This is a genomic window from Bifidobacterium sp. LH_743 (assembly GCF_056355775.1).
The window spans coordinates 1-14,668 of record NZ_JBKESZ010000006.1 but is presented as its reverse complement, the minus strand read 5'-3'; the positions used below and the strand labels follow the sequence as shown (position 1 = coordinate 14,668).

Here is a 14,668-nt window from a genome sequence, read left to right as displayed (position 1 = left end):
TTGCTGCAAAACACACTTTGAAAACGATTTCAGCCATGCTATAGTTGTTGATGGTGCGACCACCGACGGCACCGTAGCGTCGGCATCGCAAAGCAATGCAGCATTCGCCGCAAAAACGGCATGGAAAGAAGGGACCAATGGCACAGACCCCGCAGACCGAAAGCGCGGAACGCATCGCACGACCGCTCATCCAACTCGCCAAGCTCAACGGCATCTCCACGTCATACATCGACCAGCTCGGCACATACGTGGAAATCCGTGACGAGGTGCTCGTCTCCGTACTGGCCGCGCTCGGCGTGGACGCTTCAAGCGACGAGGCCATCGCGGCATCGTACGCGGCGACCAAGCAGCGCATCGCCGACACGCTCGTCGAACCGACCATCGTGAAGTTCATCGGCAAGGAAGCCGTGACGCCGATCCGCGCGAAGGGCAACAAGGTCACGTTGACGCTGACGCTTGAGGACGGCACGCAATATAAGGGCGATCTGGCCGCACATCTGACGGCCGCTCCGGCCGACGCCGACGACGGACAGGATGATGGCACGCTGCAGTTGGCGCTGCCGGACGACATCCCCGCCGGATACCATACGCTGACCGTCGACGCGGGCCCGCTGCACGCCGAAGCGACGCTGATCTGCGCGCCGGCACGCATCGAACTGCCGGCAGCAGTGGCCGAAAAGCAGCGTTGGGGCTGGATGGCGCAGATGTATTCCATCCGTTCCGCCGAATCCTGGGGCGTGGGCGACTATGGCGATCTGAAGCTGCTGCTGTCCGACGCCGCCACCAAATCGCATGCCGATTTCATGCTCATCAACCCGATCCACGCCACCGCACCGGTGCCGCCGCTGGAACCGTCGCCGTATCTGCCGGAATCGCGCCGCTTCCTCAACGTGACGTACATCCGTCCGCAGGACATCGAGGAATTCGCCGGTCTGAGCGAGGAGGACCGCGCCGAAGTCGCACGGCTGCACGCCGAAGTCGCGCCCGCCAATGACAGTACCGAACCGCTCGACATCAACTCTTCCTGGTGGCACAAGCGCCAGGCGCTGAAGCTTGTCTACGCGGTGCCACGTTCCGCCGAGCGCCAAGCCGCGTTCGACGCGTTCAAGAAGGCCGCAGGCCCGGATCTGCGCGCGTTCGCCGCATGGTCGGTGGCGTTCCAGGTGTGGGGTGCTCCGTGGGAGGGCACGTGGTTCAAGGACACGAACCGTGATTCGCCGGAAGTGGCCGAGCTCATGCGCGATCACGCCGACATGGTCGACTTCGAATGCTGGCTGCAGTGGATCGCTGACGAGCAGGTCACCGCCGCGCAGAATGCTGCGCGCGAGAACGGCATGGCGCTCGGCCTCATGCAGGACATGGCCGTGGGCGTGCATGCGCTCGGAGCGGACGTGTGGTGGAATCCGGAACGCTTCGCCGTGGGCAGCGTCACCGTTGGATGCCCGCCGGACTTCTACAACCAGCAGGGCCAGGATTGGGGACAGCCGCCGTTCAATCCGAACTATCTGGCTAAAACCGGCTACGGCGTATACCGCGAGATGGTGCACAACATGTTCTCCCATGCGGGCGCGGTACGCATCGACCACGTGCTCGGCCTGTTCCGCCTGTGGTGGATTCCGCAGGGCGAGGGCGCGCGCGGCGGTGCGTATGTGACGTACAACTACGAGGCGATGATCGCGATTCTGACCATCGAGGCCTCCCGCGTGAACGGTCTGGTGGTTGGCGAGGATCTGGGCACCGTGCCGGATTACGTGCGCACAGTGCTCGGCGAACACGGTCTGCTGGGCTGCATGGTGGAATGGTTCGCCCGCGTGGACGACTCCCCCAACGCCGGCGATCCGTACGCCGATCCGTCCACGTACCGCAAGTACGCGCTGGCCTCCGTCACCACGCACGACCTGCCGCCGACCGCCGGCTACCTGCAGTTCGAGCACGTCAAGCTGCGCGAGCAGCTGCATCTGCTGAGCGGGCCGGCCGAGGAATTCGAGGCGGCCTCCCGCGCCGAACGTGACGCCATGATGGACCGTCTGGTGGAGTCCGGTCTGATCACGCCGGAAGTGGCCGGTGATGTGGAAGGCCACATCCAGGAAATCGTCGAAGCGATGCATAAGCTGCTGCTCAGGTCGCCGTCCGTGTTGCTACAGGCCGCGCTGGTGGACGGCGTGGGCGAGACGCGCACGCAGAACCAGCCGGGCACGTCCAGCGAATACTGCAACTGGCGCGTGCCGCTGGCCGGACCGGACCTCAAGGTGGTGCACACCGACGAGGTGTTCGACCTGCCGCGCGTGCAATCGCTGTCCGCCATCATGAACGGCGAAAAGTGACGATTCGGTTGCTGCGATTGTGCGCGATCGCAGCAACCAAGCCAATACACAGACTTACCTATCCCCTTTCCTCATAACAAAGCCCGGTTCGGCTTTGTCGGGACGTTCTTCGGAACGTTTCAACAAAGCGGAACCGGGCTTTTCCGTCGATTCTCGGCTACGTCAGAATCGTTGCGAACAATCAGCCGAGCAGCAGCCAGACGGAAGCGTCGGAATCCAGCTTGCCATCATCCGTCAATGGCACGGAACGTGCGATGACGACCGCATCGTCCGGCAGCGATACCGGCTCGTCGCCGAAATTGGTGATGGATAGGAAACGGCGGCCTTCCGTGGCGGGACGGGAGTAGGCAACGACGGTATCGTCCGTGTCCAGCAATTGCGCGGACGTATCGCCAGTCGCCGTCAGAATCGTCTGACGCAGCTGCAGCAACTTGCGGTACAGGTGCAACATGGAGCCGTCATCCGCCATCTCGGCATCGACGGCGAAATCCTTGAACCAGGCGGGCTGCGGAAGGTGCGCGTCGGCAACGGCATCGCCATCCAAATCACCCTGCGCATCATTCCGCGCCTTCTGAGCCTTCTGCGCCGGACCGAAGCCGAAGGTGCCACCAGTGATGAAATTGGAATTCCAATCGGCCGGATGACCGCAATCGGCGGCGTTCCAAGGCAACGGCACACGGCAACCGTCACGGCCCTTGTCGGTGAAATTGCGACGGGTGTTGAATGGCGTCGGATCCTCAAGCCGATCCCACGGAATGTCCGCCACCTCGAACAGGCCCAATTCCTCGCCCTGATACACGTACACCGAACCGGGCAGGCCAAGCTCCATAAGCGCGGCCGCACGGGCACGACGGGTGCCGAGATCGCGGTTCTCCCGATACGAGGAACCATCGCGCAGCAGCCAATCGTGCGCAAGCTGATGATACGGAGCGTCCTTCACCTGCGGAAGGCCGTAGCGGGACGGGCTGCGCGGCACATCATGGTTGTTCATGACCCACGTGGTAGTTGAGCCGTGCGTCTCCGCAGCCGACCGCAGACCATCCTCGATGGCCTCGCGGAATTCGTCCGCGAACCAATTCGCCTTGGCGAACTCGAAATTGAACACCTGGCCAAGTTCGTCCATGGACGCGTACAGGTGCTGAGATTCGGGCTTCACCCACGCCTCGCCGACCGCGAAACGCGGCGGATCGTACTCATTGAACACCGTGCGCCACTCGCGGTAGATGTCATGCACCTCCGGACGGTCCCACAGCGGGCTGAGCGAGCCATCCGCCGGAATCACGCACTGCACCGCGGCCGGATTCATGTCGGCCAAAGGCGTGGATTCAAGATCCTTCGCCAAACCATGCGCCACATCGATGCGGAAACCATCGGTGCCATGATCGGACCAGAATCGCAAGGTCTTCTTGAACTCCTCGTGCACGTCCGGATTCTTCCAATTGAGGTCCGGCTGCTCCTTGGCGAACAAATGCAGATACCACTGACCGTCCTCGACCTGTTGCCAGGCCGGACCGCCAAACAGCGACTGCCAGTCGTTCGGAGGCAATTCGCCGTTCTCGCCACGCCCGTCACGGAAGATATAGCGGTCGCGTTCGGCCGAACCGCGACCGGCGGCGAGCGCCTCCTGGAACATCTTGTGCTTGTCGGATGTATGGTTCGGCACGATGTCCACGATCACCTTGATGCCGGCCTCGTGCGCGGCGGCGGCCATCGCATCGAAATCGGCCATGGTGCCGAGCCGCGGATCGACGTCGCGGTAATCAATCACGTCATAACCGCCGTCGGCCAAATCGGACGGGTAGAACGGGCTCAGCCAGACCGCGTCGATGCCGAGGTTCTTCAGATAGCCCATCTTTTCGGTGACGCCGGCGATATCGCCCAAACCGTCGCCGTTCACGTCTTTGAAGCTGCGCGGATAAATCTGGTAGACGACGGCTTGTTTCCACCAATCGTCGCGCGCGTTGTTTGCGGTCATGACTCCCCTTTCCCATGGTTTTCGGCTGTGACGGGTTTTCCCAACCGTAGCGGATTCCCATCCGCCGAACGTACACCCCTCGTCACATGAACTTGTCACATGAAAACGATAACAACGGAGGCGGCGAAACGCTAACCGAATCGCAATCATTGCAACATGTCAAACGTTTGGCGAAAACGTGCTTTCAGCCGCACTCTGTTCGTACGCCGCGTCTAAGTCCAGCGCATATTGGCAGCGGCTGGTGACAGATGTCACGCACCGAGTAGAATTACGGAAGATTCGGCTTGCATACGTTACCATGCGAGTGCCGCGCGAGCCGCCATGCGGATGCTGCGTGAGCCGTCCCATGCGAATGCCGCACAATGCCAACGGTGCGGCTGCCGCACTGCCACACGAAAGGCGATTATGAAGTTCCTCTCCCCCGATTCCGGTTTCATGCGCGGACTCAGCGACGCCGTCGACGCGATTTGGATCAATGTTCTGATGCTCGTCACCAGCATTCCGATCATCACAATCGGCGCCGCACTGACCGCCGGCCATGACGCAACCCGTCGCGCGCTGGCCGGAGAAGGCACGGCGACGCGCAATTATTTCAAGGCATTCCGCGAGAATTTCGCAAAATCGACCGGCTATTGGCTGATTTTCGGCATTACTGGCGCACTTTGCATCTATTCTTGGATTTTTCTGCAAATCACGCCACTGCTTATTCCGAAATTCGCGCTGACGATTGTGTGGCTGATCGGCTTCGAATGGATTTGGGCGCTGCAGGCGCGTTTCGAGAACACGTTCTGGCACACGCTCGGCAACGCTTTCGTGTTCGGCGTAAGCAATATCGGGCATACGCTGGCTTTGATCGCGATTGACGCGGTATTCGTCGCGCTGCTCGTTGGAAGCTGGTTCTACATGCCGCAAGGCCTGTTTCTGCTGCTCGTGCTGGGCTACGGCACCATGCTGATGATCCATTCGCCCATCCTCGAACACGTGTTCCGCAAATTCATCGCCCAATAATCCGTCATCTACGATCCAATCCAAACCCAGCCACCACCTCAGCCCACACTCGTTTGCGGATTAATCAAACCTCGTGCGGATTCCTGAGGGCGCGTGCGGATTATTCGACATGTTTGTGGATTATCGCTGTCCCGTGCGGATTAATCAAACTCGTCTGCGGATTATTAAAACCCTGTGCGGATTAATCAGGTCGTTTGCGGATTTCTGAAGCCCCGTGCGGATTATCCGGCATCCGTGCGGATGGAAATCGGCAAAAGTAAGACACCTCGAAAATATAATCGTTGAAATTTCAACGATTTACAGACGATACTAATTTAGCAAAGTGATTTTGCTCGCAAAATAATCCGCACGCACGTCTAAAAATCCGCACACATATTCAGAAATCCGCAAACGATTTGGAAAATCCGCAAACGAACTAAGGAATCCGCACGAGTGTGGAATAATCCGCACACAATCTGATTAATCCACACACGGCAACGATAATCCGCAGTCGATTCGATTAATCCGCACGGCTTGGTATTAATCCGCAAACGATCTTATTAATTCGCAAATGGATATGAGGATATGAATGGGCGGGTATGAGAAACAGGACAGGACAGATACGAGAAATGGGACAGATATGGGGAGTGGGGAATGAATACAAAAACAGGACAGATACGAGAAGCAGCATGGATATGCGCAGATGGGCATGAAAAAGGGGCTGACATTAGTCAGCCCCGTATTAGGGTCAAGGTTATGTGCAGTGAATCTTGGCCAATAACCGATTAGCCAGCGTCGGCCAACGATCGGATAGCAACCAAGTGCGTCCAAAGCACACTCAAGTAGCGTCCGGGCGGCAAATCAACCCTTGACGGCTCCAGCCATGACGCCCTTGACGATGTACTTCTGGCAGATCAGGTAGAAGATGATGATCGGGATGATGGCCATGACCAGGCAGGCCATCATGGCGCCCATATCCACGGAACCGTAGCCGCCCTTGAGGTACTGCACGGCCACCGAGATGGTCTTGTACTTGCTCAGGTCGAGCGTCAGGTACGGCAGAAGGTAGTCGTTCCAGATCCACATGGCCTGCAGAATGGCCACGGAAACGATGGACGGCTTCATAATCGGCACGACGATCTGGAAGAAGATGCGCGGCACGGAAGCGCCGTCGATCATGGCGGATTCCTCCAGCGATTCCGGAATGCCCTTGACCACGCCGGTGAAGATGAACACGGCCAGACCAGCACCGAAGCCCAGGTACACGAAGCACAGTCCCCACGGGGTGTTGAGCTTCAGCATGTCGGCCAGCTTGGACAGCGTGAACATGACCATCTGGAACGGCACGATCATGTTGAACAGGAACAGCGTGTACAGCAGCTTAGCGGCCCAATTGTTCACGCGGACGATCCACCACGCGCACATCGAGGTGCACACCAGGATCAGGGCCACGGAACCGACCGTGATCAGCAGGGTCCAGCCAAAGCTGGCGAAGAAATTCGTGGTCTCGATGCCACGAGTGTAGTTATCAAGCCCAACGAACGCCTTGCCGGTAGGGATGGAGAACGTGCTGCTTGAAATGTACGCCTTCTGCTTGAAGGAGTTGATGATGACCAGCAGGATCGGGAAAATCCATGCCAGCGAGACGACCGTGAACAGCACGGTCCACAGAGCACCATGCTTGACCTTTTCTCCGGAGTTCATGCCTCCACCTCCTTGCTAGTGGTGAGCTTGTTCTGGATGAGCGCCACGATGGCCACCAGGATGAAGAACAGCACTGCCTTCGCCTGGCCGACGCCTTCCCAGCCCATACGTCCGTAGAACGTGCGGGTGATGTTCATTGCCAGGCCTTCGGACATGTTCGACGGAGCGCCGTTGGTCAAAGCAAGGTTCTGATCGTACAGCTTGAAGCCGTTGGTGACGCACAGGAACGAGCACACGGTGATCGACGGCATCATCAGCGGGATGATGATCTTGAACATGGTCTGGGTGCCGTTCGCGCCATCCACGGCGGCCGCTTCGAGCACGTCGGTCGGCAGCGACTGCATGCCGGCGATGTAGATGATCATCATGTAGCCGATCTGCTGCCAGCAGACCAGAATGACCAGGCCCCAGAAACCGTATGTCGCGCTATAGGTCAGCGCACGGCTCCAGTGGGCGAGAACGCCGTTGAGCAGCAGCATCCAGATATAGCCCAGGATGATGCCACCGATGAGGTTCGGCATGAAGAACACCGAACGGAAGATGGTGGATCCCTTGATGGCCTTGGTCAGCATGTACGCGATGGCGAACGCGGCCACGTTGATCACGATGGTCGTAACGACGGTCAGTGCCGTCGAGAAGCCCAACGCATGCAGGAATTCCTTATCGGCGAGCGCCCTCTTGTAATTCTTCAGACCCACGAATTCGGCATCGGTGACGGTGGTGAACTTGCAGAAGCTCAAATACACACCCATGATGAACGGGATCACAAACCCGACGATGAACGCGATGAACGTGGGCAACGCGAATAACGCCCACCACTTTCGTATCGCTTTGCCAGCCATGCTGATCATAGCTTGCCTGCTTTCCTTCTCCACTCCATGCACCGCTCCAACGCGGGATGGAATTCCATTCCCAAGGAAACGAGCCACAGCATTGTTGTCCATTCCCTCAGTGCTTACACGGCCATGATAGGCAGCGTTGCAGCAAATGTCAAACGTTGTCATTTTCGCATGTCCTCAGACATAAAAGATGAAACGTTGTCATATGGGCATTCCCGTCTCAAAAAGCCTAGATTCAGCGCGGATTCAGCGATGCAACCATCAAATGAAAACGTTTGTAATGATTCAGTTGCATGTCGCAACGTGCATATGCGTCTTACCGCCGGCGTGCGGTACCATTACACTATTCTCCGTAATCACGGTACAGGGGGATTTGATGAAAAGCAGTATCCAGGATGTCGCGCGCCTTGCACACGTTTCCATTTCCACCGTCTCGCGTTCCTTCACGCGGCCCGATCTCGTGTCGCAAGCCACCAGAGACAAGGTGATGAAGGCCGCGGACGATCTGAATTTCTCCATTTCGAGGTCCGCGGCGGCGCTGAAAACCGGTCGTGCGCTGCGTATCGCGGTGCTCGTGTCGGGCCGGCTCAATCTGTGGTTCAGCTCGTCCATCATCGAAGGATTGAACGAGGTCTTCCACGATGAGGGCTACGACATCTCCATCTACCAGATGTCCAGCACCGAGGAGCGCAGCGAGTTCTTCGACATGCTACCGGTACGCCGCAACGTGGACGCGGTAATCGTCATCTCCTTCGACATCGACAGCAACGAGATCAAGCAGCTCAAGTCGGTCGATGTGCCGATCATCGGCATCAATTCCAGCCTTCCGGAGGAGCGCGGCTTCAACGCGGCCGTCCGCATCGACGACAAGCAAGGTTCCGAGCTTGCGGCACGTCATCTGATGACGCTTGGACACCGTGATATCGCCTACATCCGCACCGACCGTGAGGTGACGCTGCACTTCAGTGTGCAGGGACGTTTCGAATCGTTCATGGAATGCTGCCATGCCAACGGCGTCGAGCCGCGCGTACTCGTCACCGACGAAGGCAAGAACAACGTCAGCAAGGTCGTGACGCAGCTGCTGAGCCTCGACCACATGCCGACGGCCATCGCCTGCCAGGAGGACGGCATTGCGATTCCGCTGCTGTTCCAGTTGGAGCGGAACGGCTTCACGGTGCCGAACGACATCTCCATCATCGGCTACGACGATGGCACCTACGCACGTGACCTCGGCTTGACCACCATTCGGCAGACGCCTGTGGAAATGGCACGGGAGGCCGCCCGTATGACACTCGCGCTGATTGAGAAGCAGACGATCGACGAGCCGTTCAAGACGTTCCCCGCGCAACTGATCGTACGTTCGACCACCGCACGGTTGCGCAAGTAACGTCACTTCATATCGCTTTTACGATCACCTGCGAATCCCTGCGATCGCTACGATCGCCATGGCGATTGCCGCGTAGCCGCGATCGCCCATTCCGCCCCACGCACGGCAAAACGGGCAACGAATAGGGAGAAATAGACGAAAGCCGCCATCGTGGATATGCACGGTGGCGGCTTTCGTTTTGCCATCACAAACGACTGCGGCCGAGAGAAGGAAAGGGAAACTCTCGGCCGCGGTCGCGTAATTCAGTTATCGGTCCGATCCATTGCCTATTCAGGCACGATCAGTGAATCAATCACCGGATCGCGGGATCAGTGGGCTGCGTCGTACTCGGTCTTCCAACCGTCCACGAAGGCTGTCTTCACGGCGTTCCAATCGCCGGTGCCCTGAGCGTACTCGAGGAGGGCGGAGCCGAGCTGGTTCTTCCACTCTTCGGACGGCATCATGGTGAAGTTCCAGGAAACAGCGGTCTTGCCGGAGTTCTGATCCTCAACAGCGGCCTGGGTCAGCGGGTTGTCGGACTTGACGTCGCTGAAGGACTTGAACGGGGTGGTGAAGCCCATGTCGCTGGACAGGGACTTGATGCCGGCCTTGCTGGTGATGACCCACTTCAGGAAGTCCTTGGTGGCCTTCTTGTCAGCATCGGAAGCCTTGGAGTTGATGCACCAGTAGTTCTCGGAACCGGTGGCCAGACCCTGGTTCTCCTCGCCCTTGGCGCCGATGTAAATCGGGATCATGCCGAGGGAATCGGCCTTCATGCCGTTCTTCTGCAGGTCGGACCATGCCCAGGTGCCGTTCTGATAGAACACGGCCTGGCCGAGGGAGAACTCGGAGGTGGCGTCGTCACCGGTCTTGGAGCTCAGCTGGGTCGGCTCGGTGGTGGAATCCTTCAGATACAGGTCGAAGATGTTCTTGTACTCCGGCAGATAGGTGCCCTTGATGGTGGCCGGCTGCTTGGTGACGTTGTCATCCTTGAACTCGTAGTAGAGCGGCAGGTTGGCCAGGTGGGTCTTGAAACGCCAGTCGGAGCTGGAATCGAAGCCGGCGGAGGTGAACGCGCCCTTGACGCCGAGCTGGTCCTTCTTGGCCTGGATGTCGTCAGCGACGGCCTTCAGGGTGTCGAAGTTGTCGATGTCCTTGACGTCCTTGATCTTGGCACCATCGGTGGCGATGTACTTGGCCAGCAGATCCTTGTTGTAGATCAGGCCATAGGTCTCCATGGCGTACGGCACGCCGACGACCTTGTCGCCATCCTTGAGCGCGACGTCCTTGTCGATGAGCTGATTGTACGGCTCAGTGTCCTTCATGTCATCGGTGTAGGACTTCCAGTTCTGGTAGCCGACCGGACCGTTGACCTGGAACAGGGTCGGAGCCTCGGACTTGGCGATCTCGGACTTCAGGGTCTGCTCGTAGGTGTTGGACGCTGCGGTCTGCACCTTGACCTCGACGCCGGTCTCCTTGGTGTATTCCTTGGCCAGCTTCTGCCAGGCGTCATTGGATTCCGGCTTGAAGTTCAGGTAATAGACCTTGCCCTTGCTGTCGGAACCGGAATCGGAGCCGCCGCCGCAAGCCGCCAAAGTGCCGACGGACATTGCCGCGATAGCAATCATGCCAACTGCTGCTTTAATAGTACGATTCATCATCGAACCTTTCTCTTTCCATTCCTGTTTCCCAGCCTCCACTGGGTCACATCTTGCGAAATCGCTTCATCACGATTTCTGACACGCTCTATTGTGCCGCAAAATTCGTCTTTTTGCAAACGTAGGCAGAACTTCTCATTTTTTTTGCACAAATAAAAATCGTTTGCGCTCTGTAATTCCTTTATTTTCAATAGTTTTCGGCATGCCGCCTTTATGAAAGCGTTTGCGACACGCCTGTGCGCGAAAAGCGTTGCACACGCAGGAAAAGGGGATATAGGGTGCTTGGAATCCAAGCATATCCGTACGTATCAAACAGCCTCTTCGATCGTTCGAGACGTACGGGTTCGAAACTTCACGGCCTTAAGACTTTGCGCCCTCAGCAATTCCAGTGTTCGATGACGTTGTCTCCCTTGTACCGGCCAAGCACGCAGTAATGCGCGGTGTCCAGCCTCAGCAGACGCGCGAAATGAGGGTCGACGCCCAGCCATTGCGATGTCAGGATACGCAGCACGTGCGCATGCGCCACCAGAAGCACGTCTTTGCCGGCATCAAGCAACGGCTCAACCACAGCAATCGCCTCGCGAGTACGTGCCGCGGCCTCCTCCACCGTCTCGCCGGGACCATTGTGCACGGGCACGCGTTCGCCGTCCGGCAACGTCTCCACCCAGTCACCTTCCAGCGATTCAGGCAGCGACCGCGGACCGTCACGCCACACATCCCAAGCGAAACCGCCCGCCGCGCTCACCTCCTGGCGAGTACGGCCCTCGGCGCGGCCGTAATCCCATTCCGCGATCGCGTCAAGGACTTCGAAATCGCCATATCCGGCAAGCTGAGCGGTCTGCTGCGCACGACGCAACGGGCTGGCGAACATGCAACCAGGCGCGAAACCATGCGGAAACGCCTCACGTAACCGTTCACCGGCGGCACGTGCCTGCTCACAGCCAACAGCGGTCAGCGGAATATTGGTACGGCCGGTATGCTGCCCCGATTCGCTCCACACGGTCTGTCCGTGACGCAGCAGCACCAAACGACCTGAGGCGATTGCGGAAGCCGCGTTGCTTCCCAGTTGAGTTTCTGTCATGTCTCCACTCTAGCCGACGTGGACTGCGATTTCACGTTCATTCCATCACGTGTTCCTCATGCACCTTTCCGCGCACCAGCCGTCGTCCGCCATCGGGGGCAGTCGCGTCGCCGGCGCCAGGCGCCGCTCCAATCGCCACAGCCAAGGCGTTACACTGGAGCCATGAGTGAAAAGCCAGACATGGAATCCAGTGCGGACCGCGCTGTGGCGGCCCTGCATGCCGTCGACGAGAAGGTGAACGCGTTGCGTGACCAGAGACTGAACGACCCCGATTCCTTCGGAGACAAGATCTTCAAGACCGCGACGCCCGCATTGGCTGGACTGGTGTTCGGCAAAGTGTTCGAGATGCTGTGGAAACGAAGCGTCGGACGCAAGTCCGTCCGCGCCGACGGCACCACGAATGAAGCGGCGGAAGTGGCACTCAGCATCGCTTTCACAGTAGCTTCCGCGGCTTTCGGTTCGCTTGTCGCGCAACTATCCGACCGCGGTTCGAAGGCGATTGTGGACAAACGGCACGCGCGGCAGGCGCGGCGCAAGTAACGCAAGTATCGAGGGGGCACGCAGCCGGACGAAACATGGTTTGCCGAAGCACGGACGATCGCATGAATGCATCGCAAAATCGTTCTTGCAAAATCGTTCCACGAGGGGAAGAATGGCGGTATGAGCAACATTCTTCATAATGCAACCGTCGATACCCTGCTGGAACGCCGTTCCATCCGCAAATTCAAGCCGAAGCCGCTGCCGGACGACGTCGTTGAGACGCTGGAGACCGTGGCACAGCACGCGGCAAGCAGCCAATTCCTGAACGATTGGTCCGCCATCCGCATCACCGAACCGGCCATCAAAAAACGCCTTGCCGAAATCGCAGGACAGCCGTACGTCGCGACCGCGCCGCTGCTGTACGTATTTGTGCTGGATGAGCATCGCAACGCCGCTATCGCCGCTCGTAAGGGCGTGGAAGTGGCGTCTGACGCGTTCACGCTCAACGGCAGCTATCGGTACACCCAGGCGCAGAACGATGCGGTTTTGGCATTGCATGCGATGGAAACGGCCGCGTATTCGCTCGGCTTAGGCTGTGTGATTCTCGGCTCGCTGCTTAACGATGTTCCCGCGCTGATCGATTTGCTGAATCTGCCGGAATACACGTACCCCGTGCTGGGATTGGCGATCGGCAAACCGGATCAGGAGCCGACACTCAAGCCGCGCATGCCGCGTAACATGCAGTTCTTCGAAAACGAATACCCGAACAGTGACGAAACGTTGCTGTCAGGCTTGGATGAGTTCGATGCCGAGGTGCACAAGTATTACGACCTGCGTAATACCGAACGGCCGGTGGACGCGTTCAGCGACCAGGTCGCGGCGAACGCCACCGATGACAGCGTGAATGCCAAGGCAGTGGCCACGCAGGCGAAAAGGCAAGGGTTCCGTCTGGAACGTTGAGCATGCGATGCCTGCTCGCTGCTCGCCTTCGCATGAGCCATATGGTTTGAGCATGGGTTGAGCCGGCATGGCATACTCCGATTTAATTGGCCCGGCAGATTCGATTGAAACGTCTTTGAAGTATCTGCCGGGTCTTTCCTTATGTTCACCTTCTACGTGGCTTGTAGCCCTTCTTACGGGAATGCGGCTTGAGCTGCTGGTTGAGGGGAACGTACGTGTAGCTGGACTGTGGATCGCGATGCGTGAGATGCCAGGTACCACAGAAATCACAGCGATATACCCAGAGTTCAGTACCGCGTTCGCGCCAACTCTGATCGGCGGCCTGTTGGGCCGTTGCCTTGTCGTGATACATGATCTTGTTCGACTCGGTACAACGCTTGGGTACGAAGTAATGCATAACAAATCAGTGTATGCAGTCGCTTCGATAAGACTGAAAATTCTTGGGGCCCGGCCGGAGGGAGACGAAACGCGGGAGGAAAAGGAATCCCCGAAGGATCCGTAGGATCCGGCCGGGAGGCCTAGGCGAAAGGCCCACGACGATCCGACGGCCGGGACATACGGGGACAAACAAGAAGGAATTCCCCGGAAGCCGGAAGGTCCGGTCGGAAGAACCGGAAGAGGGAGAAAAAGAGGGACGGAATATAAGAAAGGACCTTCCGGGAGCCAGCATGCGGTCCGGCCGGAAGAACCGGAAGCAAAAAGCAATGGGAATAAAAAAATGGGGTTCCCGGAGCAAGCTGCTCCACGGGAACCCCCAACGTTGAAAGCGGCGGCGTGCTACTCTCCCACACCCTCTCGAGTGCAGTACCATCGCCGCGCCTGGCCTTAGCTACCGGGTTCGGAATGGGACCGGGCGTCTCACCAGGGCTATGACCACCGCAAAACTGCAGCAGACGGAACGGAACAAGCCATTCCGGCAATTCAATTCTTCGTGGCGGTTTGGGAACCGGACAGCGGACGCGAAGCTTATCGATTGTATCGTTCAGTGACCATTCCAGCGCATATTGCCGTCGGAACGATCCAGCACAGGAAAGACGCGGAACCAACCACCATGAGTGGTTGGAATGTTATGTCGCCATCGCCCGTTAGTACCGGTCGGCTCCATCCCTCACGGGACTTCCACCCCCGGCCTATCAAACACGTGTTCAACATGCGGGCTTCAACAGTTCAAGACTGTAAGGAATCCTAATCTTGGAGCAGGCTTCCCGCTTAGATGCTTTCAGCGGTTATCCCTCCCGAACGTAGCCAACCGGCCGTGCCACTGGCGTGACAACCGGCATACCAGAGGTTCGTC

General features: G+C 58.5%; 11 protein-coding genes and 2 rRNA genes. 5 read left to right on the top strand and 8 right to left on the bottom strand.

What is annotated here, in order from left to right:
* The first annotated feature begins 137 nt into the window (after nucleotides 1-137).
* Nucleotides 138-2,324, top strand: coding sequence for a 4-alpha-glucanotransferase (gene malQ / locus AC1ATL_RS08000; RefSeq protein WP_432624435.1), 2,187 nt, complete (start codon nucleotides 138-140; stop codon nucleotides 2,322-2,324).
* A gap of 181 nt (nucleotides 2,325-2,505) precedes the next feature.
* Here malQ and AC1ATL_RS07995 read toward each other — a convergent pair whose 3' ends face one another.
* Nucleotides 2,506-4,299 (bottom strand): glycoside hydrolase family 13 protein, encoded by a 1,794-nt coding sequence (locus AC1ATL_RS07995; protein WP_476569819.1) that lies wholly within the window; start codon nucleotides 4,297-4,299, stop codon nucleotides 2,506-2,508.
* 405 nt (nucleotides 4,300-4,704) lie between these two features.
* Here AC1ATL_RS07995 and AC1ATL_RS07990 point away from each other — a divergent pair, with 405 nt between their 5' ends.
* Nucleotides 4,705-5,307, top strand: a complete 603-nt coding sequence (locus AC1ATL_RS07990) for a YesL family protein (protein ID WP_476569818.1) — start codon at nucleotides 4,705-4,707, stop codon at nucleotides 5,305-5,307.
* A gap of 840 nt (nucleotides 5,308-6,147) precedes the next feature.
* Here the strand turns inward: AC1ATL_RS07990 and AC1ATL_RS07985 are convergent.
* Both AC1ATL_RS07985 and AC1ATL_RS07980 read right to left on the bottom strand, forming a co-directional pair.
* Nucleotides 6,148-6,990 carry a carbohydrate ABC transporter permease gene (locus AC1ATL_RS07985; protein ID WP_432624406.1) on the bottom strand — a complete coding sequence of 281 codons (843 nt, stop codon included), beginning with the start codon at nucleotides 6,988-6,990 and terminating at the stop codon, nucleotides 6,148-6,150.
* Nucleotides 6,987-7,841 carry a carbohydrate ABC transporter permease gene (locus tag AC1ATL_RS07980; protein ID WP_476569817.1) on the bottom strand — a complete coding sequence of 285 codons (855 nt, stop codon included), beginning with the start codon at nucleotides 7,839-7,841 and terminating at the stop codon, nucleotides 6,987-6,989. Before AC1ATL_RS07980 ends, AC1ATL_RS07985 begins: the two co-directional genes overlap by 4 nt.
* Before the next feature lie 364 nt (nucleotides 7,842-8,205).
* On the opposite strand from AC1ATL_RS07980, the gene AC1ATL_RS07975 reads away from it, so the two are divergent.
* On the top strand, nucleotides 8,206-9,216 hold the full coding sequence (locus AC1ATL_RS07975) for a LacI family DNA-binding transcriptional regulator (RefSeq protein WP_476569816.1): 1,011 nt from the start codon (nucleotides 8,206-8,208) through the stop codon (nucleotides 9,214-9,216).
* Between the two features lie 308 nt (nucleotides 9,217-9,524).
* Here the strand turns inward: AC1ATL_RS07975 and AC1ATL_RS07970 are convergent, their stop codons facing one another.
* Both AC1ATL_RS07970 and AC1ATL_RS07965 read right to left on the bottom strand, forming a co-directional pair.
* A complete protein-coding gene (locus tag AC1ATL_RS07970) occupies nucleotides 9,525-10,856 on the bottom strand; it encodes an ABC transporter substrate-binding protein (protein ID WP_476569815.1) in 1,332 nt (443 codons plus the stop codon).
* A 373-nt stretch (nucleotides 10,857-11,229) separates the two neighbouring features.
* Nucleotides 11,230-11,934 (bottom strand): histidine phosphatase family protein, encoded by a 705-nt coding sequence (locus AC1ATL_RS07965; RefSeq protein WP_432624410.1) that lies wholly within the window; start codon nucleotides 11,932-11,934, stop codon nucleotides 11,230-11,232.
* 162 nt (nucleotides 11,935-12,096) lie between these two features.
* On the opposite strand from AC1ATL_RS07965, the gene AC1ATL_RS07960 reads away from it, so the two are divergent.
* Entirely contained in the window at nucleotides 12,097-12,474 is a 378-nt protein-coding gene (locus tag AC1ATL_RS07960; RefSeq protein ID WP_432624411.1) for a DUF4235 domain-containing protein, read from the top strand.
* A 120-nt stretch (nucleotides 12,475-12,594) separates the two neighbouring features.
* A complete protein-coding gene (locus AC1ATL_RS07955; RefSeq protein ID WP_476569814.1) occupies nucleotides 12,595-13,374 on the top strand; it encodes a nitroreductase family protein in 780 nt (259 codons plus the stop codon).
* A 145-nt stretch (nucleotides 13,375-13,519) separates the two neighbouring features.
* Here AC1ATL_RS07955 and AC1ATL_RS07950 read toward each other — a convergent pair whose 3' ends face one another.
* From AC1ATL_RS07950 to AC1ATL_RS07940, 3 genes are all read right to left on the bottom strand, one after another.
* On the bottom strand, nucleotides 13,520-13,771 hold the full coding sequence (locus tag AC1ATL_RS07950; protein ID WP_476569813.1) for a hypothetical protein: 252 nt from the start codon (nucleotides 13,769-13,771) through the stop codon (nucleotides 13,520-13,522).
* Between the two features lie 367 nt (nucleotides 13,772-14,138).
* Nucleotides 14,139-14,255: ribosomal RNA gene (rrf, locus tag AC1ATL_RS07945) — 5S ribosomal RNA — on the bottom strand.
* Between the two features lie 185 nt (nucleotides 14,256-14,440).
* Nucleotides 14,441-14,668: ribosomal RNA gene (locus AC1ATL_RS07940) — 23S ribosomal RNA — on the bottom strand; the annotation flags it as partial.